Source organism: Planosporangium mesophilum (assembly GCF_016863255.1).
GTDB classification, from domain to species: domain Bacteria; phylum Actinomycetota; class Actinomycetes; order Mycobacteriales; family Micromonosporaceae; genus Planosporangium; species Planosporangium mesophilum.
This window is the reverse complement of sequence record NZ_BOON01000015.1, coordinates 43,730-65,324: the sequence shown is the minus strand read 5'-3', so window position 1 is coordinate 65,324 and position 21,595 is coordinate 43,730. Positions and strand designations below refer to the sequence as shown.

General features: G+C 70.9%; 23 protein-coding genes. 12 read left to right on the top strand and 11 right to left on the bottom strand.

What is annotated here, in order from left to right:
• Positions 1 to 3: 3 nt before the first annotated feature.
• Positions 4 to 405 (bottom strand): response regulator, encoded by a 402-nt coding sequence (locus tag Pme01_RS07860; protein ID WP_168114928.1) that lies wholly within the window; start codon positions 403 to 405, stop codon positions 4 to 6.
• The gene (locus tag Pme01_RS07855; RefSeq protein ID WP_203935490.1) at positions 402 to 1,460 is read right to left on the bottom strand and encodes a cytochrome c oxidase assembly protein; all 1,059 of its coding nucleotides are present in this window, start codon (positions 1,458 to 1,460) and stop codon (positions 402 to 404) included. Before Pme01_RS07855 ends, Pme01_RS07860 begins: the two co-directional genes overlap by 4 nt.
• 107 nt (positions 1,461 to 1,567) lie before the next feature.
• Here Pme01_RS07855 and ctaE point away from each other — a divergent pair, with 107 nt between their 5' ends.
• The 5 genes from ctaE (at position 1,568) to Pme01_RS07830 (ending at position 6,136) form a co-directional block, all read left to right on the top strand.
• On the top strand, positions 1,568 to 2,167 hold the full coding sequence (gene ctaE / locus Pme01_RS07850; protein ID WP_168114926.1) for an aa3-type cytochrome oxidase subunit III: 600 nt from the start codon (positions 1,568 to 1,570) through the stop codon (positions 2,165 to 2,167).
• A gap of 72 nt (positions 2,168 to 2,239) precedes the next feature.
• Entirely contained in the window at positions 2,240 to 3,094 is an 855-nt protein-coding gene (qcrC, locus tag Pme01_RS07845) for a cytochrome bc1 complex diheme cytochrome c subunit (RefSeq protein ID WP_168114925.1), read from the top strand.
• Positions 3,091 to 4,158: a cytochrome bc1 complex Rieske iron-sulfur subunit gene (gene qcrA, locus Pme01_RS07840; protein ID WP_168114924.1), complete on the top strand. Its 1,068-nt coding sequence runs from the start codon at positions 3,091 to 3,093 to the stop codon at positions 4,156 to 4,158. The genes qcrC and qcrA overlap by 4 nt, the downstream gene beginning before the upstream one ends.
• Positions 4,155 to 5,777 carry a cytochrome bc1 complex cytochrome b subunit gene (qcrB, locus tag Pme01_RS07835; RefSeq protein WP_168114923.1) on the top strand — a complete coding sequence of 541 codons (1,623 nt, stop codon included), beginning with the start codon at positions 4,155 to 4,157 and terminating at the stop codon, positions 5,775 to 5,777. Before qcrA ends, qcrB begins: the two co-directional genes overlap by 4 nt.
• Positions 5,778 to 5,941: 164 nt before the next feature.
• Complete coding sequence (locus tag Pme01_RS07830; RefSeq protein WP_168114922.1) at positions 5,942 to 6,136, top strand: hypothetical protein; 195 nt, start codon at positions 5,942 to 5,944, stop codon at positions 6,134 to 6,136.
• A 235-nt stretch (positions 6,137 to 6,371) separates the two neighbouring features.
• Here Pme01_RS07830 and Pme01_RS07825 read toward each other — a convergent pair whose 3' ends face one another.
• Together Pme01_RS07825 and ctaC are read right to left on the bottom strand one after the other, a co-directional pair.
• Complete coding sequence (locus Pme01_RS07825; RefSeq protein WP_168114921.1) at positions 6,372 to 6,803, bottom strand: cytochrome c oxidase subunit 4; 432 nt, start codon at positions 6,801 to 6,803, stop codon at positions 6,372 to 6,374.
• A gap of 18 nt (positions 6,804 to 6,821) precedes the next feature.
• Positions 6,822 to 7,748 carry an aa3-type cytochrome oxidase subunit II gene (gene ctaC, locus Pme01_RS07820; RefSeq protein WP_373315470.1) on the bottom strand — a complete coding sequence of 309 codons (927 nt, stop codon included), beginning with the start codon at positions 7,746 to 7,748 and terminating at the stop codon, positions 6,822 to 6,824.
• A gap of 161 nt (positions 7,749 to 7,909) precedes the next feature.
• Here ctaC and Pme01_RS07815 point away from each other — a divergent pair, with 161 nt between their 5' ends.
• Positions 7,910 to 9,004, top strand: a complete 1,095-nt coding sequence (locus tag Pme01_RS07815; protein ID WP_168114920.1) for a cysteine desulfurase family protein — start codon at positions 7,910 to 7,912, stop codon at positions 9,002 to 9,004.
• Positions 9,001 to 9,219 (top strand): sulfurtransferase TusA family protein, encoded by a 219-nt coding sequence (locus tag Pme01_RS07810; protein WP_168114919.1) that lies wholly within the window; start codon positions 9,001 to 9,003, stop codon positions 9,217 to 9,219. Before Pme01_RS07815 ends, Pme01_RS07810 begins: the two co-directional genes overlap by 4 nt.
• Before the next feature lie 11 nt (positions 9,220 to 9,230).
• On the opposite strand, the gene Pme01_RS07805 is transcribed toward Pme01_RS07810, so the two are convergent.
• The 5 genes from Pme01_RS07805 to Pme01_RS07785 all read right to left on the bottom strand — a co-directional run bounded on the left by Pme01_RS07805 (position 9,231) and on the right by Pme01_RS07785 (position 12,889).
• Complete coding sequence (locus Pme01_RS07805; protein ID WP_168114918.1) at positions 9,231 to 9,650, bottom strand: DUF4395 domain-containing protein; 420 nt, start codon at positions 9,648 to 9,650, stop codon at positions 9,231 to 9,233.
• Positions 9,650 to 10,093, bottom strand: a complete 444-nt coding sequence (locus Pme01_RS07800; RefSeq protein WP_239088076.1) for a TlpA family protein disulfide reductase — start codon at positions 10,091 to 10,093, stop codon at positions 9,650 to 9,652. Before Pme01_RS07800 ends, Pme01_RS07805 begins: the two co-directional genes overlap by 1 nt.
• 25 nt (positions 10,094 to 10,118) lie before the next feature.
• Positions 10,119 to 11,096, bottom strand: a complete 978-nt coding sequence (locus Pme01_RS07795; RefSeq protein WP_168114917.1) for a carbohydrate kinase family protein — start codon at positions 11,094 to 11,096, stop codon at positions 10,119 to 10,121.
• A 179-nt stretch (positions 11,097 to 11,275) separates the two neighbouring features.
• Positions 11,276 to 11,644 (bottom strand): iron-sulfur cluster insertion protein ErpA, encoded by a 369-nt coding sequence (gene erpA / locus Pme01_RS07790; RefSeq protein WP_168115080.1) that lies wholly within the window; start codon positions 11,642 to 11,644, stop codon positions 11,276 to 11,278.
• A gap of 129 nt (positions 11,645 to 11,773) precedes the next feature.
• Positions 11,774 to 12,889, bottom strand: coding sequence for a glycerate kinase family protein (locus tag Pme01_RS07785; protein WP_168115079.1), 1,116 nt, complete (start codon positions 12,887 to 12,889; stop codon positions 11,774 to 11,776).
• 69 nt (positions 12,890 to 12,958) lie between these two features.
• Between Pme01_RS07785 and nadA the strand changes: the two genes are divergently transcribed.
• The 3 genes from nadA (at position 12,959) to Pme01_RS07770 (ending at position 16,356) form a co-directional block, all read left to right on the top strand.
• Positions 12,959 to 14,122, top strand: a complete 1,164-nt coding sequence (gene nadA / locus Pme01_RS07780; RefSeq protein ID WP_168114916.1) for a quinolinate synthase NadA — start codon at positions 12,959 to 12,961, stop codon at positions 14,120 to 14,122.
• Between the two features lie 202 nt (positions 14,123 to 14,324).
• On the top strand, positions 14,325 to 15,653 hold the full coding sequence (gene murA / locus Pme01_RS07775; protein ID WP_168114915.1) for a UDP-N-acetylglucosamine 1-carboxyvinyltransferase: 1,329 nt from the start codon (positions 14,325 to 14,327) through the stop codon (positions 15,651 to 15,653).
• 58 nt (positions 15,654 to 15,711) lie between these two features.
• A complete protein-coding gene (locus Pme01_RS07770) occupies positions 15,712 to 16,356 on the top strand; it encodes a DUF3043 domain-containing protein (protein ID WP_168114914.1) in 645 nt (214 codons plus the stop codon).
• A gap of 1,538 nt (positions 16,357 to 17,894) precedes the next feature.
• Here the strand turns inward: Pme01_RS07770 and Pme01_RS30795 are convergent.
• Positions 17,895 to 18,266 (bottom strand): hypothetical protein, encoded by a 372-nt coding sequence (locus Pme01_RS30795; RefSeq protein WP_168114883.1) that lies wholly within the window; start codon positions 18,264 to 18,266, stop codon positions 17,895 to 17,897.
• A gap of 1 nt (position 18,267) precedes the next feature.
• Between Pme01_RS30795 and Pme01_RS07765 the strand changes: the two genes are divergently transcribed.
• Together Pme01_RS07765 and Pme01_RS07760 are read left to right on the top strand one after the other, a co-directional pair.
• The gene (locus Pme01_RS07765; RefSeq protein ID WP_239088075.1) at positions 18,268 to 19,779 is read left to right on the top strand and encodes a WG repeat-containing protein; all 1,512 of its coding nucleotides are present in this window, start codon (positions 18,268 to 18,270) and stop codon (positions 19,777 to 19,779) included.
• 221 nt (positions 19,780 to 20,000) lie between these two features.
• The gene (locus tag Pme01_RS07760; protein WP_168114913.1) at positions 20,001 to 20,999 is read left to right on the top strand and encodes an aldo/keto reductase family protein; all 999 of its coding nucleotides are present in this window, start codon (positions 20,001 to 20,003) and stop codon (positions 20,997 to 20,999) included.
• Between the two features lie 72 nt (positions 21,000 to 21,071).
• On the opposite strand, the gene Pme01_RS07755 is transcribed toward Pme01_RS07760, so the two are convergent.
• Positions 21,072 to 21,506: a MarR family winged helix-turn-helix transcriptional regulator gene (locus tag Pme01_RS07755; RefSeq protein ID WP_168114912.1), complete on the bottom strand. Its 435-nt coding sequence runs from the start codon at positions 21,504 to 21,506 to the stop codon at positions 21,072 to 21,074.
• Between the last annotated feature and the right edge of the window lie 89 nt (positions 21,507 to 21,595).

Below are 21,595 nucleotides of genomic sequence, written 5' to 3'. Positions count from 1 at the left end.
GGACTACCCGGTGACCGCCGCGCGGCCGCGCAGCAGTTCGGCGACGGTACGCCCGGTGAGGACCGGGTCGAGCGGGTGCACGAGGGTCGCGTCGACCCGCGCGTACGCGGCGAGCCAGCGGTCGGCGGCCCGGGCGATCACCACGCAGGTCGGCGGTGCGTCCGGCAGGTCGTCCTTGAGCTGGCGCGCGATGCCGAGACCACCGGCGGGGGCGGCCTCGCCGTCCAGCACCACCAGGTCGATGTCCTGGTCGTCGACGGTCCGGATCGTCTCCGCGTACGTGGACGACTCCACGAACCGCACGGTGAGGTCCTTGGCGGGCCGGGTGCCGATGGCCAGCCGCATACGGTCCCGCACCGCCGGGTCGTCGCTGTAGAGCAGAACCGTGTAGTTGCCCTCGGTCATCGGCTGCTGGCTCCCTGAGTGTCTCGACTGCCGAGGGGATCGTACTCGTCGTCGTTCCCCGTACCGGTGCCGGCCGGCAATTCTGATGCGGTGTCGTTTCCTGCCGGTGCCGCCGGGGGCGTCGCGAACCACGGGGTGCCGACGGTGTCGGCCGCCTCCTCCCGGTCGAGCTTCCGGTCCACCCGACGGGCCTCCCGCTCCGCCTGGCGCATCCACTGCACGACCAGCACGGCGAGCATTGTGACGCTGACCACCTCACCGCCGGCCCACAGGATGCCGCCGGCCACCCGCTGGTCGCCGAACGGGTCGGACCAGTCCAGGTGCAGCGAGGGGTACCAGTCACCGCCGAGCAGCGTGGTGCTCTGCATGACCGTCAGCCCGAGCACCGTGTGGAACGGCGTGGACAGGAACATCAGCATGGCGCGACCCGGGTACGGCCAGCGCCCGGGCAGCGGGTCGATGCCGATCAGCGGCCAGAAGAACAGGCAGCCGACCCCGATGAAGTGCAGGTGGGTCAGCTCGTGGACCAGTTCGTTGCGCATGGTCAGCTCGTACAGGCCGGTGAAGTACAGGACGAACGGGGTCGTCACGAACAGCCCGTACGCGAACAGCGGGTACGTCCAGATCTTCGCCACCCGGCTGTGCAGCACCGACAGCAGCACCCGCCGGGCCCGCTGCGGGACGGTACGGAGCACGAGCGTCACCGGCGCGCCGAGCGCGAGGAAGATCGGCGCGATCATGGACAGCACCATGTGCTGGACCATGTGCACCGACAGCAGGCTGGTGTCGTACGCGGCGAACCCGGTCAGGGTGACGGACGCGATACCGCCGAGGCCGGGGACGAGGAACGCCACGGTCCGCAGCACCGGCCAGCGGTCGCCGCGCCGCTCCAGCCGCCAGACGGCGTACAGGTACGCGATGGCGACGGCCAGCAGCGACGTCGTCAGCCACGGGTTGAGGTCGAGATGGAGCAGCGTGCCGGCGCCCACGGGCTCGAGAGGCTCGTCGCCTCCGCCGTGCGCGAGAAATCCGACCGCAGGACCTGAATACTGCACGGACACGAGGCTATCCGCCCCGCACCGGACCGCCCAGACGGTGGCGACACGCACGAATGCGGCGACCCCGGCGCGTAGCGACACTCGTGGCGGGCAATAATGGCGGCGTGACTGCGGCCCCAGCCATCTCCAAGAGTCAGATTCATTCACTGACCAGGCCCAACATGGTCAGTGTCGGAACGATCGTGTGGCTCTCCAGTGAGCTCATGTTCTTCGCGGCGCTGTTCGCGATGTACTTTTCGATCCGCGCGGCGGCTCCAGGTTTGTGGAAGGAACACACTCCGCACCTGAACATCCCGTACGCGGTGACGTTCACGGTGATCCTCGTGCTGTCGTCGGTGACCTGCCAGTTCGGCGTGTTCGCCGCCGAGCGCGGCAACGTGCACGCGCTGCGCCGGTGGTTCACCCTCACGTTCATCATGGGCCTGGTCTTCGTACTGGGCCAGGCGAACGAGTACCGCACCCTGGTCGAAGAGGGCGTCAAGATCAACGCCGACGGGTACGGATCGATGTTCTACCTGACGACCGGATTCCACGGTCTGCACGTGACCGGCGGTCTGATCGCCTTCATCTTCTTCATGATCCGCACCACCATGGGGCGGTTCACCCCCGCGCAGGCCACCTCGGCGATCGTCGTGTCGTACTACTGGCACTTCGTCGACCTGGTCTGGGTCGGTCTGTTCAGCATGATCTACCTGCTGAAGTGACGCGAGCGGGTCACACATCGCATCAACGGCCCGTCTAACACGACGACGTACGTGACGACAAAGGTTGAGGACATGAGTTTCGACGATTCGGCCGGCGCCGCCGGTCCGCCACGTGAAGTCCGGCGCGGCAGGCTGCTGGCCGGTCCTGTGCGGAAGAGCCGGCTGCGCCGCCGCGTCTTCGCGGGGCTCCGACTGGCCGCCGCGCTCGCCATCGTCGGGGGGACCTACACCGCGTTCGCACCCGGCAGCCAGGCCCAGGACACGCCGAAGCTGTCCGACGCGGCCCAGATCGGCAAGCGGCAGTACGACCAGAGCTGCGCCACCTGCCACGGCCCCAACGCCCAGGGCGTCGAGGGCCGCGGCCCCAGCCTGATCGGTGTCGGCTCCGCCAACGTGGAGTTCCAGGTCGAGACGGGCCGGATGCCCGCCGCCCGGCCCCAGCAGGCGCAGGTCGAGCGCAAGCAGCCGATGTTCACGACGGCGCAGGCGCAGCAGATCGGCGCGTACATCCAGGAGCTGGGTGGCGGGCCACAGCTGCCGTCCGGCGAGAACCTCCGCGCGGGCGGTGACGTCGCCGAGGGTGGCCGGCTGTTCCGGGTCAACTGCGCGTCGTGCCACGCGTTCAGCGCGAACGGCGGCGCCCTGTCGTCCGGCAAGTTCGCACCGAGCCTGGAGCCCTCCACCGACCGGCAGATCTACGCGGCCATGCTCAGCGGACCGCAGAACATGCCGGTGTTCGGTGACAACCAGCTCACGCCGCAGGAGAAGCGCGACATCATCGCGTACATCCAGTACCAGAAGCACGACAAGGACCCGGGCGGCTTCGGCCTGGCCCGCTACGGACCGGTACCCGAGGCTCTGGTGATCTTCCTGGTCGGCATGGTTTCGATCATGTTCGTCACGATCTGGATTGCAGGAAAGTCATGAGTACCGACACCGACGTCGACTACGACGTGAAAGATCCGACGCTAAGCCGCTTTGACCTGGTCAAAGAGGGCGCCCGCCGGGACGGCGTGGAGATCGTGCACTACGCTCCCCGCTTCCCGAAGCCCGGCACCCGGGCCGAGCGCCGCGTCGAGCGGACGATCGCGCTGCTGTTCGGCCTGACCGGCCTGCTCGGCCTCGCCTTCGTCGTCGCCTACATCTGGTGGCCGTGGGAGTACCAGCACGGCACCGGCCTGGACAAGTTCTACAACCCGGTACTCGGTCTCACCCTGGGCGGCTCGCTGGCCTGCCTCGGCGCCGCGATCGTCGTCTGGGCGAAGAAGCTGCTGCCCGAAGAGGTCTCGATCCAGGACCGCCACGACGCGCCGGACCTGGACGAGCGCGCCCTGACCGGCGCGACCATCATGAACATGGTCGACGAGACCGGCATCAAGCGCCGCCCGCTCCTCAAGGGCGCGCTGCTGGTCGGCGCGGCGCCGCTCGGCCTGGCCGCGGCCGCACCGCTGGTCGGCGGCCTCATCAAGAAGCCGGGCAACATCCTGTTCGAGACCGCGTGGAAGCCGGCGAACGGCAATCTGATCAAGGTCACCCGCGAGGACGGCAGCGAGGTCCGCCCCGAGGACGTCAGCGTCGGTGGCCAGGCGACGGTCTTCCCCGGCGTACCGCACGGTGCGACCAACCAGCACGCCGACTCGCCGGTCCTGCTGATCCACCTCCGCCAGAAGGACGCCGACGCACTGCGGGCGAACCTCAAGAACGTCGCGGTCAACTCCGAGGACGGCGGGGCCATGTGGGGCAACTACGTGGCGTACTCGAAGATCTGCACCCACGCCGGTTGCCCGGCGAGCCTCTACGAGCAGCAGACCAACCGGCTGCTGTGCCCCTGCCACCAGTCGCAGTTCCAGATCACCGACAACGCGCGGCCGGTCTTCGGCCCGGCCACCCGCCGGCTGCCGATGCTGCCCCTGACGGTGGAGAACGGCGTCTTCGTGGCAAAGTCTGATTTCAGGGTCCCGATCGGACCTGGGTTCTGGGAGCGGCCATGAAGCGGCGAAAAATTGACATAGCGGCACTGCCCGCCAAGGCCGGAGCGGAGATCGACGACCGGCTCCAGGTATCGAGCCCGCTACGTCGTCTGTTCAACAAGGTCTTCCCGGACCACTGGTCGTTCCTGCTCGGTGAGATCGCGCTCTACTCGTTCGTCATCCTGCTGCTGACCGGTACGTTCCTGACCCTGTGGTTCGACCCGTCGATGCAGGAGGTCACGTACGACGGGACCTACACGCCGCTCAAGGGCATCGAGATGTCCCGGGCGTACGAGTCGAGCCTGACGCTGTCGTTCGAGGTCCGCGGTGGCCTGATCATGCGGCAGATGCACCACTGGGCGGCCCTGCTGTTCATGGCCGCGATCGTGGCGCACATGCTGCGGGTGTTCTTCACCGGCGCGTTCCGCAAGCCGCGTGAGCTCAACTGGATCATCGGCGTCCTGCTCTTCTGGCTGGGCTTCGTCGAGGGCTTCGCCGGGTACTCGCTGCCCGACGACGCGCTGTCCGGTACCGGTCTGCGCATCGCCCACGCGATCATGCTGTCGATCCCGGTGGTCGGTACCTGGGTGGCGACCTCGCTGTTCGGCGGGGAGTTCCCGGGTCACGAGATCCTCGGCCGGCTCTACATCGCGCACGTACTACTCGTGCCGGCCATCCTGCTCGGCCTGATCGCCGCGCACATGGGCCTGCTGGTCAAGCAGAAGCACACCCAGTGGCCCGGCCCGGGCCGGACCGACCACAACGTGGTCGGCATCCGGATGTTCCCCGGCTTCGCGGCCAAGGCCGGTGGCTTCTTCATGCTGGTGTTCGGCCTGGTCGCGCTGCTCGGCGGCCTCTTCCAGATCAACCCGGTCTGGCTGTTCGGCCCGTACGAGGCCGCGGTGGTCTCGGCGGCCAGCCAGCCCGACTGGTACGTGATGTTCCTCGACGGCTCCACCCGTCTGATGCCGCCGTGGGAGGCCCGCTTCCCGCTGTGGCCGGGGCACCACTACACGCTCCCGCCGCTGTTCTGGCCGACGGTCGTACTGCCCGGTGTGCTGACGATGCTGCCGCTGTTCTACCCGTTCATCGAGGCGCGGTTCACCAAGGACAAGCGGGCGCACCACCTGCTCCAGCGCCCCCGTGACGTGCCGACCCGGACCGCTCTGGGCGCGATGGCGGTGTCGTTCTACCTGGTGCTGCTGCTCTCCGGCGCCAACGACGTGATCGCGTACAAGTTCCACATCAGCCTGAACGCGATGACGTGGGCCGGCCGGATCGGCCTGCTGATCGTGCCGCCGCTGGCGTACTGGCTGACCTACCGGGCGTGCCTGGGTCTCCAGCAGCACGACCGGGAGGTGCTGGCCCACGGCGTGGAGACCGGCATCATCAAGCGGCTGCCGGACGGGCGCTTCGTCGAGGTGCACCAGCCGCTCGCCGTCCCGGACGCGCACGGCCACACCGAGCTGCCGTACGCCGGCTGGGTCGTCCCGAAGAAGATGAACCGCCTCGGCGCGCTGGTGCCGACCGTGAAGGGCTTCTTCTTCCCGATCGAGGAGCCGGCGAAGCCGGCGCCTCAGGAGGAGCGCCCGGTCGGCGCGGGAACCTCCCGCGAGGAGATCACCAGCAGCAAGAAGTAACCCACGCAGCACGCAGAAGGGGCGCTCACCGGTCGGTGAGCGCCCCTTCTGCGTGCCCCTGATCGGCGGCGTGCGGCGATTCGCCCGACACGCCGCCTGAGGTCCACCGCTGGGTCCGACGCCCGTGGCAGGCTCGCAGGCGAGGCGGATTGGAGGTGCCGACTATGCGTTTCCTCGAGTTGTACTGCGGTCACTGCGCCACGGTGTGTGTGTTCGAGCAGCCCCCGTGCGAGGACGAGCACGGTGCCGACTGCGACGAGTGGGTCTGCTCCGGCTGCGGAGAGGCGCTGCTGATCGCGTCGTTCCCGCCGGTACGCCTGGAGCGGCGCTCGGCCGTAGCCGCCCGCAGGGCGGCCTGACGTAGCCGTCGCCCGTCCATTCACTGGTCGCCCCGGCGGCTGGTCGACCCGGTGGTAGAAGCCGCGGTACTCCTGCCGCGGCATCGACACCGCCGACCGCGCGGAAGCACGCTCTAAGGACCGCCAGACGCGCTCAGAGCGCTTCTCCCGGCCCCCAAACGCCAAACCCCACTTCCTCCCCCGGAAACGCCACAGCGCCCCGCTGAGGGGGCGCTGTGGGGGAAAGTGGGTTCGGTCAGTGCTCGACGCCGCGCCGCGAGCCCGTGTAGAACTCGAACAGCAGACCGCCGGTGGTCACGAGGATGGCGGCCGAGCCGGTCGCGATCAGCCACGGGGCCCAGAAGACGAGGCCGAGGCCGGTGACGGTCGCCGCCAGCGCCAGCCCGAACGGCCAGTAGCTACCGGGGGCGAAGAATCCCAGCTCGCCCGCGCCCTCCGCGATCTCCGCGTCGGCCCGGTCCTCCGGCCGCAGGTCGATCCGGCGGGAGATGAACCAGAAGTAGCCACCGCACATCGTGCACAGCAGGCCGGACAGGATCAGGGCGACGACCCCGATCCACTCCATCCGGTGGACCGGGCTGTCGTACCAGGTCCACCAGCCGTAGACCGCCGCCGCGACGTAGAGGAAGCCGGCCACGATGGCGAAAAGCTTGTACTCGCTCTTCATGATGCGTCCTTGTCCGCGTCAGCTCGCCGCGCGCTGCTGCTGGTCGTAGGGGAACGGCGTCGTCGTCGTCGCGAACGCCTTCTCGCCGATGCTCTGGAGCGCCTCGGGCGTGCTCATCCCCTGCTTGCGGGCGGCGATGAACCGCTCGTACTTCTCCGGCGTCACGGCGCGCATCTCGAAGTTCATCATCGAGTGGTAGGCACCGCACAGCTCCGCGCAGCGGCCGACGTACGAGCCTTCCTTGTCGACGGTCACCTGGAACTTGTTCTCCACGTTGCCGGGGAACACGTCGCGCTTGAAGAGCAGGTCCGGCACCCAGAACGAGTGGATGACGTCCTTGGAGGTCTCGTAGAACAGGATGCTCTTGTTGGTCGGCACCACCAGCACCGGGACGTAGTCGCTGGTACCGATCGTGGAGATCGCCTGCCCGTCGGCGCCGGCGGCGTTCGCGTCCAGGTAGCGGAACTGCCAGTTCCACTTGAACGCGACGACTTCGACCTTGACGTCAGGGTTCTTGCTGATCTTGTCCACGTAGCTCTGGGTGGTGGCCGTGTAGTAGAAGAGCACGGCGATGACCAGGAACGGCAGCACCGTGTACAGGAACTCGATCGGCAGGTTGTACCGCACCTGCAGCGGCAGCTCCTCGCCGCGCTTGCGGTAGCGGATCACGCACCAGAAGATCAGCCCCCACACGAGGACGCCGACGACCAGCGCGGCGATCACCGAGCCGACCCACAGGTCGTACATCCGGTGGGACCGGTCCGACACGCCACCTTCCGGCCAGCCGAAGCCCTTGAAGGCCGAGCCGACGGAGCCGAGCGAGCACCCGGAGAGCGCCATGACCGCGACGAGCGCCGTAACCCCGAGACCGGCGACGCGCGCGCCGACCCGTCCGCGGCGGTTGCGCGCCCGTGCGGAACCCGCGCCCGAACCCCTTGCGAACACCTGCTTCTGCCTCCTTAGCCCGAAGGCCGCGATCCCCGCCCGCCGATACCGCTTCTGCGATCTTGATTCTCGCCGCCCGGAAGGCGTCACTAACGGTCGCAGATTACTCGACCACACCGGGCCCGCCTGGCAGGGGGTCACCGTGTCCCTACCCTGAATATGTGTCCACCTACTTCGACGCCGCCTCCGCCGCGCCGTTACACCCCGTGGCCCGACAGGCCCTGCTGGCGGCGCTCGACGACGGCTGGCTTGATCCGGACAAACTGTACTCGCAGGCCCGCCGGGCCCGGCAGCTGCTGGACGCGGCACGCGGATCGATGGCCGAGTCGCTGCGGGTACGCGAGAACGAGCTGTACTTCTGCGCCAGCGGTACGGAAGCAGCCCGGCTGGCGGTGCGCGGCGGGCTGGACGGCCGCCACCGGGTCGGTGTGACCTTCGTCCGGTCCGCCGTGGAGCATTCGTCCGTCCTGCAGGCCGCTCCCGGGGTGGACGTGCCGGTGGACCGGCTGGGCCGGGTGGATCTCGACGCGTTCGCCAAGGCGGTGGCGGCGCCGGGTGTGGCATTGGCCGCACTGATGAGCGCCAACCACGAGGTGGGGACGGTCCAGCCGGTCGAGGAGGCGGCCGCGCTGTGCGCCGACGCCGGGGTGCCGCTGTACGTGGACGCCGCCCAGTCCGTGGGTCGCGTCAATGTGCCCGCCGGATGGTCCCTGCTGTCGGCCAGTGCCCACAAGTGGGGCGGCCCGCCCGGCGTCGGGGTGCTGGTGGTCCGCAAGGGCACCCGCTGGCTCGATCCCCGCCCCACGGAACCGCCGGCCAACCTGCCGGCCGTGGTCGCGGCGGCGGCGTCGCTGCGGGCCGTCCAGAGCACCGCGGCGGCCGAGGCCACCCGGTTGTCGCCGCTGGTCGACCGGATCCGCACGACCGTGGCCGCGACGGTGCCCGACGTCGAGATCGTCGGCGACCCGGTCGGCCGGCTGCCCCACCTCGTGACCTTCTCCTGCCTGTACGTCGACGGCGAGGCCCTGCTGCACGCTCTCGACCGGCGCGGCTTCGCAGTGTCGTCCGGTTCGTCGTGCACCTCGTCGACGCTGCGCCCCAGCCACGTCCTGGAGGCCATGGGGGTGCTCTCGCACGGCAACGTACGGGTGTCGCTGCACAGCGATACCACCTCGGAGGAGGTGGACCGGTTCCTGGCGGTCCTGCCGGGCGTCGTGGCCGACCTGCGCGCGCAGGCGGGGGTGAGCGGACTGTGACCGGACCGGAGACCCTCGACTGCCGGGGGCAGCGCTGCCCGCTGCCCGTGATCGCGCTCGCCCGCCGCCTACCGGAGCTTCCGGTCGGCGCGGTACTGCGGGTGCTCGCCGACGATCCGGCCGCCGCGGTGGACATCCCGGCGTGGTGCCGGATGCGCGGACAGGAGTACGTCGGCGCGGTCACGGACGGCTACGACGTGCGGCGGCTCACCTAGCCGGCGAACCGCTAGTTGGTGGAGAACCGGGCCCGGACCCGCTGCAGCAGGAGGTACATCTCACAGCCCAGGCAGAGGCCGAACGCCGCGTTGAGGAACGCGGCCGTGAGGGCGCCCGCCGTCGCGATCAGGCCGACGAGCGGCGCGCCGGCGAGGTAGCCGGCGGCGGCGACGGCCATGAAGGCGAACCCGACTCCCTGGGCGAACCGGACCGGCTCGGACGGCTCCCGCTCCGCGGGCGGCGGGCCCAGGTGGCGGGCCACGAACTTGCGGTAGATCCACGAGTAGGGCGCGTAGCGGATGCTGGCCGCGCCGGCGGCGAAGACCACGGCCTGGGCGAGCGCGAGCCACCCACTGCCCGTGATCAGAACCACAACAAGAACGACTGACGTGATCATCGCGGCGAACCGCGGCCCGCGTGGATCGAGCATTACCGGGTACCCCCGACTCTCGTCGCTTCACCGATCGCCGCCAGCAGATGCGCCCGCGAGGGGGGCTGGCCGGCGGCACGTCGTACCACCCGACCGGCGGCGTCCACCACCAGCAGCGTCGGGGTCCGCATGATCTTCAGCGCCCGGACCTCGTCCAGGTGCTCCTCGGCGTCCACCTCGATGTGCCGTACGCCCTCGACCTCCGCCGCCACCGCGGCGCAGAGGGCCCGGGTGGCCCGGCAGGGCGCGCAGAACGCCGACGAGAACTGCAGCAGCGTGACCTCGGCCCCACCGTCGACACCGAGCCGGGCGAGCACCTGACCGTCATCCGGCCGCGGCGATTCGCGGAGCTTGCCGTCCCGGGCCCGGCGGACCAGACCGAAGGCCGCCGACGCCAGCAGGACGGCGACGGCGACGACGAGACCGGTCATTGGAGAGGACACCACGCGAGGATACAGCCGCCCCTCATTACCCAAACAGATGCGGAGCAATCTCCGTTGCGGCCTCGTCGCCGTACGACTCGGCGATCCGCTTGATGAACTCGTCACCGCGCACGCTGTACTCCTGGGTGCCGACCGTCTCCAGTACGAGCGTGGCCAGCAGCGAGCCGACCTGGGCCGAGCGCTCCAGCGACAGGCCCCACGACAGGCCCGCGAAGAAGCCCGCCCGGAAGCCGTCGCCCACGCCGGTCGGGTCGTACGCCTGGATCTCCCTGGCCACCGGCACATTCACCGGCTCCATGTCCCGCCCGGTGATGCGCGCCCCGTGCTTGCCCAGGGTCGTGACGCGGACGCCGACCCGGTCGAGCACCTCGGCGTCGGACAGCCCGGTCTTCGATTCGAGCAGGTCCTTCTCGTAGTCGTTGGTGAGCAGGTACGCGGCTCCGTCGATCAGCGTGCGCACCTGCTCCCCCGACATCCGGGCGAGCTGCTGGGACGGGTCGGCCGCGAACGCGTACCCGCGGGTGCGGCACTCCTCGGTGTGCCGGACCATCGCCTCGGGGTCGTCGGCGCCGATCAGGACCACGTCGACGCCGCCCAGGCGCTCGGCGATCGGGGCCAGCTCGATGTTGCGCGCCTCGGCCATCGCACCCGCGTAGAACGACGCGATCTGGCACATGTCCTCGTCGGTGGTGCAGACGAAGCGCGCGGTGTGGGCGACCTCGCTGACGTACACGGAGTCGCAGTCGACGCCGTGCCGCTCCAACCAGGCGCGGTAGTCGGTGAAGTCGGCGCCGACGGCGCCGACCAGGGTCGGGCGCAGCCCTAACTGGGCCATCCCGAAGCAGATGTTGGCGGCCACCCCGCCACGGCGTACGACCAGGTCGTCGACCAGGAACGACAGCGACACCTTGTGCAGCTGGTCGGGCAGCAACTGCTCGGCGAACCGGCCCGGGAAGTGCATCAGGTGGTCGGTCGCGATCGAGCCCGTCACAGCTATCTTCATGGAAACCTCTGGGTGTCTTCGTGGCGGTCGTACAGCGTCGGTGAGCCTACCGGCTGGCACCCCCGGACGTCGGCGTACGTCGACGCCACCCCCGTGGTGGGGGGTGGTCGGGGTGGGTGAGGGTGCATGCAAAACGGCCGCGCCCACGAGGGGCGCGGCCGTTGCGAGCGCGACGCGACTTAGTGGAACGAGTCGCCGCAGGCGCAGGAGCCCTGCGCGTTGGGGTTGTCGATGGTGAAGCCCTGAGCGTCGATGCGGTCGGCGAAGTCGATGGTCGCACCGGACAGGTAGGGCACGCTCATGCGGTCGACGACGACCGCGAAGCCGTCGTACTCCGAGACGGCGTCACCGTCGAGGGAACGCTCGTCGAAGAACAACTGGTAGCGGAGGCCGGAGCAGCCACCGGGCTGCACCGCGACGCGCAGCCGCAGGTCGTCGCGGCCCTCCTGCTCGATCAGGGCCTTGACCTTCTGGGCGGCAAGGTCGCTAAGGACAACGCCGGCCGGGTTACTGGCCTGAACTGATTCGGTCTGCGAAGCGGTCACGATCTGTGCTCCCTGCGCTGGTTTGTAAGGTCCACCCGGGCGCAACGACAGCCACCCCGGAGAGCATTCCCCATTGTGGCACAGGCCTCTGCCCGTGCTCACCTGCTCAATCTACCGGCTGGGGTACCGGGGTCACCGGCTCCACTGCCGGGCCACCCGGGCGGCGAGCGCCCGGAGCCCCTCGGCCGGCCGGTTCATCGCCTCGTCCACCGAGCCGAAGTGGTCCTCCAACGAATATGCGGTCGTCACCCCGATCCGCGCCGCCTCGCGGCGGCCGGCGCTGATCCGGCCGGCGAGGATCACACACGGCAGCGCCCGGTCCCGGGCTGCCTCGGCCACCCCGGCCACGACCTTGCCGCGCAGCGACTGGTGGTCGAACGAGCCCTCCCCGGTGATCACCACGTCGGCGGCGTCCAGCGCGTCGTCCAGGCCGGACAGGCGCCGTACCAGGTCGATGCCGGACTCCCGGCGGCCGCCCAGCGCGAGGATCGCGGCGCCGAGGCCGCCTGCCGCACCGGCGCCCGGGGCGGCCGCCAGCCCGACCGGGCAGGTGGGCAGGTCACGCTCGAGCACCTCGCCGAACCGGGCCAGGGCGGCGTCGAGGAGCAGTACGTCCTCACGGGCGGCGCCCTTCTGCGGCCCGAACACCGCGCTGGCGCCGTGCAGGCCGACGAGCGGGTTGTCGACGTCGGTGGCGGCGACCAGGCGGGCGCCGCGGAGCCGGGGGGTGCCGCCGAGTCGCGCGCAGGCGGCCAACGCCGCGCCGCCGTACGGCAGGGCGTACCCGGCGTCGTCCAGCGGCGCCGCGTCGAGCGCGGCGAGCATGCCGGCGCCGGCGTCGTTGGTGGCCGAGCCGCCCAGGCCGATGACGACCTCCGTGGCCCCGCTCTCCACCACGGCGGTGACCAGCGGGCCAAGTCCGTACGACGTCGTGACCTTGGGGTCGCGCTCGGCCTCCGTGAGCAGGTGCAGGCCGCACGCCTGGGCGCTCTCGATGTACGCGGTCGCGCCGTCGACGAGCACCTCGCCGGTGGTGGCGCGGCCCAGCGGGTCGGTCGTCTCCACCCGTACGCGGCGCGCCGCGGGCAGCGCGAGCGAGTCCAGGAACCCCGGCCCGCCGTCGGAGAGGGGCCGGATGACGACCTCGTCGTCCGGGGCCACCTCGTGCCACCCCTCGGCCACCGCGGCGGCCACCTCCAGCGCCGACAGGGTTCCGGCGAACTTGTCCGGACAGATCAGTACCCGCATGGCGAGGGAGTCTGCCACGTCACATTCCCCGGGCATTCGGGCCGGTCGGAAGCGTGCGAGCATTGATCTGTGACCTGGGTTGAACCGTCCTCGACCGCGACCGCCCTCCTCCTGCTGGGCCGGGGCGCCGACCCGGCCAGCGAGCGGGGCGTGGACTGCCCCGGCGACCTGCCCGAGCCGAGCGACCCCGACCTGGTCGCGCGCGCCACCGCGGCCAAGGCCGCGCTCGGCGACCGGGTGTTCGTGCTCGGTCACCACTACCAGCGCGACGAGGTCATCCAGTTCGCCGACGTGACCGGCGACTCGTTCAAGCTCGCCAGGGAGGCGGCCGCCCGGCCGGAGGCGGAGTACATCGTCTTCTGCGGCGTGCACTTCATGGCCGAGAGCGCCGACATCCTCACCGGCGACGCGCAGCGGGTCGTGCTGCCCGACCTGGCCGCCGGCTGCTCGATGGCCGACATGGCCGTGCTGGCGCAGGTCGAGGAGGCCTGGGACACGCTCGTCGACCTGGGCGTCGCGGACCGGACCGTGCCGGTCACGTACATGAACTCCTCCGCTGACATCAAGGGCTTCGTCGGCCGCAACAAGGGCGTGGTCTGCACCTCGTCCAACGCCGAGCGGGCGCTGCGGTGGGCCTTCGAGCGCGGCGAGAAGGTCCTGTTCCTGCCCGACCAGCACCTCGGCCGCAACACGGCGGTGCTGCAGATGGGCATGACGCTCGACGACTGCGTGCTCTACAACCCGCACAAGCCGAACGGCGGGCTGACCGTGGAGCAACTGCGCAACGCGAAGATGATCCTGTGGCGGGGACACTGCTCGGTGCACGGGCGGTTCACCCTCGACTGCGTGACCGAGGTGCGTGACCGGATCCCCGGCGTCAACGTGCTGGTACACCCGGAGTGCCGGCACGAGGTCGTCACCGCCGCCGACTACGTCGGATCGACCGAGTACATCATCAAGACCCTGGATGCGGCGCCGGCCGGCTCGTCCTGGGCCATCGGCACCGAGCTCAACCTGGTGCGCCGGCTCGCCGACGCGCACCCGGACAAGCAGATCACGTTCCTCGACCGGACCGTCTGCTACTGCTCGACGATGAACCGCATCGACCTGCCGCATTTGGTCTGGGCTCTGGAGGAACTGGTCGCCGGCCGGGTCGTGAACCAGATCACGGTCGATGAGCGAACCGCGTACCACGCGCGGGCGGCGCTCGACCAGATGCTCGCCCTGCCGTAGCCAACCCCGGCAACTCATCACCTTCCGGCCCTGCTCAGTAACGCTGTGCCGATAATCTGTTGAGAAATTTCAATTTCACGTCACGACCGCGCCTCCGCTCGTCGCCGTACCAGGACGGCGGGGATATGCTGCCCCGGCGAGACCGGACCGTGATCTTTCGGTTCCCCTCCCCCACTCGTGCGTCCAGCTCCGGAGGCTTGCGTTGAACGACGTCCTCGTCGTGCACGGCGGCGCCCCGCTACACGGAAACATCCGGGTACGCGGAGCCAAGAACCTTGTGTCGAAGGCGATGGTGGCCGCGCTGTTGGGCGACTCGCCCAGCCGACTGTTCGACGTACCCGCGATCCGCGATGTCGAGGTCGTGCGCGGCCTGCTGGAGCTGCACGGGGTACGGGTCAGCGACGGCGCGACCGAGGGCGAGCTGGTCCTCGACCCGGCCAACGCCGACCGGGCCGACGCCGACGAGATCAACGTCCACGCCGGTTCCAGCCGGATCCCGATCCTGCTCTGCGGCCCGCTGCTGCACCGGCTCGGCCACGCGTTCATCCCCGACCTCGGCGGCTGCAACATCGGCGGCCGTCCCATCGACTTCCACCTGCAGGCGCTGCGCGAGTTCGGCGCGATCGTCGACAAGACCGCGTCCGGGATGGAGATCACCGCACCCAACGGGCTGCACGGCACCAAGCTGCAGTTGCCGTACCCGAGCGTCGGCGCCACCGAGCAGGTCCTGCTGACCGCCGTGAAGGCCGAAGGCGTGACCGAGCTGCGCAACGCGGCCGTGGAACCCGAGATCATCGACCTGATCTGCCTGCTGCAGAAGATGGGCGCGATCATCAAGGTCCACACCGACCGGGTCATCGAGATCGAGGGTGTGAAGCGGCTCGGCGGGTACACGCACCGCCCGATCCCCGACCGGATCGAGGCGGCGAGCTGGGCCGCGGCCGCCCTGGCGACCAAGGGCGACGTGTTCGTCGAGGGCGCCCGCCAGGCCGAGATGATGACGTTCCTCAACACGTACCTGTCGGTCGGCGGCGCCTTCGAGGTCGACGACTCGCCGGTGGGCGGGGGCATCCGGTTCTGGCACCCGGGCGGCGAGCTCCGCGCGGTGGTCCTCGAGACCGACGTACACCCCGGGTTCATGACCGACTGGCAGCAGCCGATGGTGGTCGCGCTGACCCAGGCCCGCGGCCTCTCGATCATGCACGAGACCGTGTACGAGCGGCGCCTGGGCTACACCAGGGCGCTGGGCAGCATGGGCGCCACGATCCAGGTGTACCGGGAGTGCCTCGGCGGTACGCCGTGCCGCTTCGGCCGCCGCAACTTCCTGCACTCCGCGGTGATCGCCGGGCCGAGCAAGCTGCACGCCGCCGAGTTGATGATCCCCGACCTGAGGGCCGGCTTCAGCCACCTGATCGCGGCGCTGGCCGCCGAGGGCACGTCCCAGGTCCACGGGGTCAGCCTGATCAACCGCGGGTACGAGGACTTCGAGGGCAAGCTGGCGGCGCTCGGCGCCCACGTCGAGCGCGGCTGACCCTCGGGTCCGTGATGACCTTGGAACCGGTGCCGCCCCGTCGGATACCCTTCACCGCGTGCCGTCGCTCTTTCGCCGTAAGTCAGCCCATCTGGTTGACGATGCTGTAGCCGAGTTCACCTCGGCCGACGCCGCCTCCGCCGAGTCCGGGGCCGCGTCCCACCGCAAGGGGTACACGCCGAGCAAGAAAGAGCTCGGCAAGGCCACCCCGAAGCGTCCCCGCGCGGGCGTGGTGCGGGAGGCGCCGCCCGCTGACCGCAAGCAGGCCGCGCGGCGGGCCCGGGAGAAGCAGCGCGAGGCCCGGGCCGAGCAGCGCGCCGGCATGCTCGCCGGCGACGAGCGCTATCTGATGCCCCGCGACCGGGGTCCGGAGCGGGCACTGGTTCGCGACATCGTGGACTCCCGGCACACCGCGGGCACCTGGTTCTTCAGCTTCGCGTTCATCCTGTTGCTGATCTCGTCGCTCAAGTTCCTGCCGCCGACCGTCACCCTGGCGGCCAACCTGGTGTGGCTGCTGGTCGGCTTCGCGGTCATCGTCGACGTGCTGCTGATCTGCCGCAAGATCAACCGGTTGGTGCGGGAGCGCTTCCCGAAGACGCAGCAGAAGATGGCCGGTCTGTACATGTATGCGGCGATGCGCTCGCTGAGCTATCGCCGCTTCCGCATCCCCAAGCCTCGGGTGAAGATCGGCGAGAAGGTCTAGCCGCCACAGACTTCGGCACGGGAGTCGTGGTCGCCGGGACCCCCTGACGCCACAACTTGCCGAGTGGTGGCGATCGCGGGCGTCCCGGTGGCGGCAACGAGGCCCAAGCCGTACCCTCCATCCGCAACCGCGCCAGAATGTATCTGAGCCCGCCATGAGACGCTGGTCATTCCCGGCGCGGGGATTTCTCTTGGGGCGAGGAGATCTGGCGTGAGCGACGTGTACCCGGACGAGGATCCGGGTTCCGTCGCGCCTGCCTGGGCGACCATGCCCACCGTGCCGTGGGGCCGTCCCGTGCCGGACCCCCGGACCAGCCCCGACACGGAGGCCTCGGCGTCGGACGCCGACGACGACCAGCCGCGCCGTCCTGACGGGTACCGAGATCAACGGCCCGACCAGCGGCGGAGCGGGCAGCCGTACCCGCGGCCGGAGCTGCGGCCCCGGACCGGCCCGGCGCCGCCCCCGCCCGGCGTCCGCCCGCTACCACCCGACTACCGTCAACCAGGCCGGGCCGCCCGCCCGCCGTACGGCGACGGCACGGACCAGCTCCGCGGTCGCGCACCGGGCCCGCCCCCGCCCGGGTACCCGCCGCCACCCGGAGCGCACCGGGGCGCCGCCCCGACGCCCCGTCCGGTGCAGGGTCCACCGCAGACCGGCGAGTACGGCTCGGCGTACCGGCCGTCGCACCGCGGCCCTCGGCCGGACCCCGCCGGCCCACCACGCCCCGGCGCCCCCATCCCGCCACGGGGCGGCACGTACGGCCGGCCGCCGGGTACGGCGCCGCGCGGGCCGGTCCCGCCCGGCTCCGCTCCCCTGCCCGGCCGGCCGGGGATGGCCGGTCCGCCGACGCCGCCCCGCCACGCCGGAGCCCCTCCCGGCCAGGGAGGACGGCCCAGGCACGGGGCGTGGGAGGCTCCGGATCAGCCGGTGTCGGGGATACCCATGTCCGGTCCTCCGGTATCGGGTCTGCCCATGTCGGGACCGCCCGCGTACCGGCATCCGATGTCCGATACGCCGATGTCGAGCCCACCCATGTCGGGGCCGCCCATGTCAGGGCCGCCCATGTCAGGCCCGCCCGCGTACCGGCCTCCGATGTCCGACGCGCCGATGTCGAGCCCACCCATGTCGGGGCCGCCGATGTCCGGCCCGCCGAGGCCGGGACCGGCCGCGCCGGGACGGCCGGGCGTCGCCGGTCCGCCGCCGCATCGTCGTCCGGGCCACGCCGGCCCGAACGGACCGGCCGGTCCGATGGGTGGACCTGGAGGTGGTCCGACCGTAGGCCATGCCCGGCCGCCGGGTCCTACCGGCCGGCCGGTACCGGGTGGCCATCCGGCCCCGCCCGCGCCCGGCGGGCGACCGGTGTTCCCCGGTCGCCTGGTTCCGCCCGATCACACCGGCCCGGTAGGCCCGCCCCGTCCGCCGGCCGTGACGCCGCGTCCGGTTACGGAGACACCCGGCCCGCCGGCCGAGACGCCGCGTCCGGTTACGGAGACACCCCGCCCGCCGGCCGAGACGCCCGGCAGCGTTCCCCCGACCGATCAGGCGGCGCCGCAGGGCCGTACACCCGACGCCGCGCCGGAGCCGCGCAGCGGTTCACTGGCACCGGTCTCGGCACCGCCGGTCTCGGGGCCACCCGTGTCCGCGCCACCGGTCTCGGCACCACCCGCATCCGCTCTGCCCGTATCGGCACCACCCGCACCGGCACCGCCGGTATCCGCCCCACCGGTCTCGGCGCCACCGGTCTCGGCACCGCCGGTCTCGGCACCGCCGGTCTCGGGGCCACCCGTGTCCGCGCCACCGGTCTCGGCACCACCCGCATCCGCGCTGCCGGTATCGGCACCACCCGCACCGGGACCATCCGCACCGGCACCGCCGGTATCCGCCCCACCGGTATCGGCACCGCCGAGCACCGTGGACCTCCCCGGCGAGACCGCGCCGGTCTCCGCTCCACCCGTCTCGGCGCCCCCGAGCACGGTGGACAACGGCGGGCAGGCTCCGCCCGTACCCGAAAAGCCCGGCACGGAGGATGAGAGCGCGACGGCGGCCGAGCCCCCCGCGCCCCCGGCCGAGTCACCGGCGCCCGAGAAGCCCGCACCGCCCTCGCTGCACGCGGACGCCGAGCAGGTGCTGGCGGGGTACCGGTGGCGCTACGACCCGGACACCCTCCGGGAGGTCGTCGAGGGCGCGCGGATCGACGAACTCGCGGAGGTCCGCCGCCAGCTCACCGAGAAGCTCGACGGGATGGCAGACAACGGGCCGCGCGCGCGGCTGCTCAGCCTGCGCGCCGTGGTCTCCCGCCTGCTCGGCGACCTCGACAAGGCGCTCTCCGACGGCAAGCTCGCCCTCGCCCACGCCGAGGCCACCGGGCAGCTACGCCGGATCGCTATCGCTCAGGCGCGGCTCGCGCACGTGATGCAGTGGCGGGGCGAGTACGAGGAGGCGGACCGGCTGTTCACGCTGGCCAACTCCACCGAACTTCCCGACCGGCTCCGCGCCACGATGCACCACCAGGCCGGTAAGTGCGCCTATGACCAGGGCCGCTTCATCGAGGCGTGCACCCATTTCGAGAAGGCGCTCGAACTGCGCAAGGAAGAGGACCCCGACCTCATCGAGCAGACCGAGCTGACGCTGGACGCGGTGTTCCGGGGTGCCGCGGAGAAGGGCTTCGGCCCGTACCCGCGGTCGCGCGGGGAACTCCTGCGGATCCCGAAGCCGCTGACCGCGACCTTGGACGAGCACACCCGGCGCTGGGGCTTCACCGACGACCTGGGGGTGTTCCGGATCGCCCCCCGGTTCACCGACGTGCAGCCGTTCCGGGAGGGTACGGCGTGGGTGCAGCGCCCGGGCTCGCGGCACTGGGAGCTCATCAACGAGGTCGGTGACCTGTTGATCGACCACACTGCCGGGTACCGGGGCGTGGGCGGCTTCTCGGACGGCATCGCCTGGGTGTCGCGGGACGGCACGACCGGCTGGATCGCCGTCGACCGGTCGAACAAGGTCCTCGTCTCGACCGGCTTCGACGACGTACGGCCGTTCCGGCGGGGCCTCGCGGCGGTGCGCCGCGACGGGCGGTGGGGGGCCGTCGACAGCACCGGCAAGCTGGTCGTACCCCTGCGCTACGACGGCTTCGCCACGGCGCTGTTCGACGGGCGGTACATCGACGGGTTCAGCGACGACGGTCTGGCCGTCGTCGCGCTCGGCCCGTACAAGGGTGTGGTGGAACGCGCCGGCCGGATGCTGGTGTCGCCGATGCATCCGGCGGTGGTCATCCACCCGGTGGCGCTCCTGTTCGCCACTCCGGCCCAGCGCTGGGGCGCGCTGGACCGCCGCGGGCGGCCGCTGCTGGAGGCGGAGTACGCCAGCCGGGCCGAGGTCGCCGACCAGCTCGAGCGGCTGCTGACCGACGCCCGGCCCATCCTGTAGGCGCACGCCCGGTAGGCGCGCCGGGCGCCCGGACCGCCCCGGGTCTAGGGTCGGGGTTATGGAGTTCCGCCCGTCAGGCTCGACGCCGACCTGCTGAGGGCGATCGACGACGTCCTCGGGCCGGTCGTCGAGCGGGACCCGGAGAAGGTCGACAGCCCGCGATAGCTCGTAGCTACCGCCACACGGGACACTCCTTACGAGACAGCGATAGGGTCAAGGTCATGGAGTTCCGTCATCTTGGCCGTTCCGGGATGCTCGTCAGCGAGATCTCGTACGGCAACTGGATCACTCATGGTTCGCAGGTCGAGGAGGAGCAGGCGACCGCGTGCGTACGCGCCGCCCTCGACCTGGGTATCACCACCTTCGACACCGCCGACGTGTACGCCGGCACCCGCGCGGAGGAGGTCCTCGGGCGCGCGCTCAAGGACCAGCGCCGCGAGAGCCTGGAGATCTTCACGAAGGTGTACTGGCCGACCGGCCCCGGCCGCAACGACCGTGGCCTGTCCCGCAAGCACATCATGGAGTCGATCAACGGGTCCCTGCGCCGGCTGCAGACCGACTACGTCGACCTGTACCAGGCCCACCGGTACGACTACGCCACTCCGCTGGAGGAGACGATGCAGGCCTTCGCCGACATCGTCCACTCCGGCAAGGCGCACTACATCGGCGTCTCCGAGTGGAAGGCCTCGCAGATCCGCGAGGCGCACGCGCTGGCCCGCGAGCTGAAGATCCAGCTCGTCTCCAGCCAGCCGCAGTACTCGATGCTCTGGCGGGTCATCGAGGGCGAGGTCGTGCCCACCTGTGAGGAGCTGGGCATCGGCCAGATCGTGTGGTCGCCGATGGCCCAGGGCGTGCTCACCGGCAAGTACCAGCCGGGCCAGCCGCCGCCGGCCGGCTCCCGCGCCACCGACGAGAAGTCGGGCGCCGCGATGATCTCGCGGTTCATGGACGACGACGTGCTGGCCCGGGTACAGCAGCTCAAGCCGATCGCCGAGCAGGCCGGGCTGACCATGGCGCAGCTCGCGATCGCGTGGGTGCTGCAGAACCCGAACGTGTCGTCGGCGATCGTCGGCGCCACCCGGCCCGAGCAGCTTCAGGACAACGTCAAGGCGGTCGGCGTCAAGCTCGACGCCGAGGTCCTGAAGGCGATCGACGCCGCGCTCGACCCGATCGTCGAGCGGGACGCGGCCAAGACCGAGAGCCCGGCGCAGCGTCCCTGATCCTCACGACTTTCCGAGGAGTCGTGGCCTCACGGATGTCCGGAGGCCACGACTCCCCGGAGATCGTGACGATCAGTCTTCCTCGACGAGCGACTCGAGGGCGGGCAGCGCCGCGACGATCGCCGCGCGCTGTTCGTCGGACAGCCGGGCGACCCGGGCGCCCAGCAGCGCGGTCCGCTCCGACCGGATCCGGGCCAGGGTCTCGACGCCGGCCGGGGACAGCGATACCCGTACCGATCGGGCGTCGGTCGGATCCGGCTCGCGGATGACCAGACCGCGCTCGGCCAGCGACGACAGCACCCGCGTCATCGTCGGGGCGGTCACCGCCTCGCGGGCGGCGAGCTCACCGGAGCGCAGCGGGCCGTGTTTGTCCAGAGTGGCGAGAGCGGACAGTTGCAGCGGTGGAATGTCGTTCGTGGCCAGTCGGATCCGGCGGGCCAGGCGACCGACCGCGAGCCGCAGGCGGGTCGCCAGTTCGCTGTCGACGGAGGGCGGCGGCTCGGTCACGGTGGTCACTCCTCGGGCTCTTGCTTCGAGGGGTGAACAGTAACAACGCTGCCGCCGGGCCTCAGCGCGACCCGACCCCGAACCGGTTC

What these genes read in the sequence shown, in the direction of transcription:
- Pme01_RS07860 (WP_168114928.1), bottom strand. Translation starts at nt 405, where the DNA reads ATGACCGAGGGCAACTACACGGTTCTGCTCTACAGCGACGACCCGGCG.
- qcrC (WP_168114925.1), top strand. Translation starts at nt 2,240, where the DNA reads ATGAGTTTCGACGATTCGGCCGGCGCCGCCGGTCCGCCACGTGAAGTC.
- qcrA (WP_168114924.1), top strand. Translation starts at nt 3,091, where the DNA reads ATGAGTACCGACACCGACGTCGACTACGACGTGAAAGATCCGACGCTA.
- qcrB (WP_168114923.1), top strand. Translation starts at nt 4,155, where the DNA reads ATGAAGCGGCGAAAAATTGACATAGCGGCACTGCCCGCCAAGGCCGGA.
- Pme01_RS07830 (WP_168114922.1), top strand. Translation starts at nt 5,942, where the DNA reads ATGCGTTTCCTCGAGTTGTACTGCGGTCACTGCGCCACGGTGTGTGTG.
- Pme01_RS07825 (WP_168114921.1), bottom strand. Translation starts at nt 6,803, where the DNA reads ATGAAGAGCGAGTACAAGCTTTTCGCCATCGTGGCCGGCTTCCTCTAC.
- Pme01_RS07805 (WP_168114918.1), bottom strand. Translation starts at nt 9,650, where the DNA reads ATGCTCGATCCACGCGGGCCGCGGTTCGCCGCGATGATCACGTCAGTC.
- Pme01_RS07795 (WP_168114917.1), bottom strand. Translation starts at nt 11,096, where the DNA reads ATGAAGATAGCTGTGACGGGCTCGATCGCGACCGACCACCTGATGCAC.
- Pme01_RS07785 (WP_168115079.1), bottom strand. Translation starts at nt 12,889, where the DNA reads ATGCGGGTACTGATCTGTCCGGACAAGTTCGCCGGAACCCTGTCGGCG.
- Pme01_RS07760 (WP_168114913.1), top strand. Translation starts at nt 20,001, where the DNA reads ATGGAGTTCCGTCATCTTGGCCGTTCCGGGATGCTCGTCAGCGAGATC.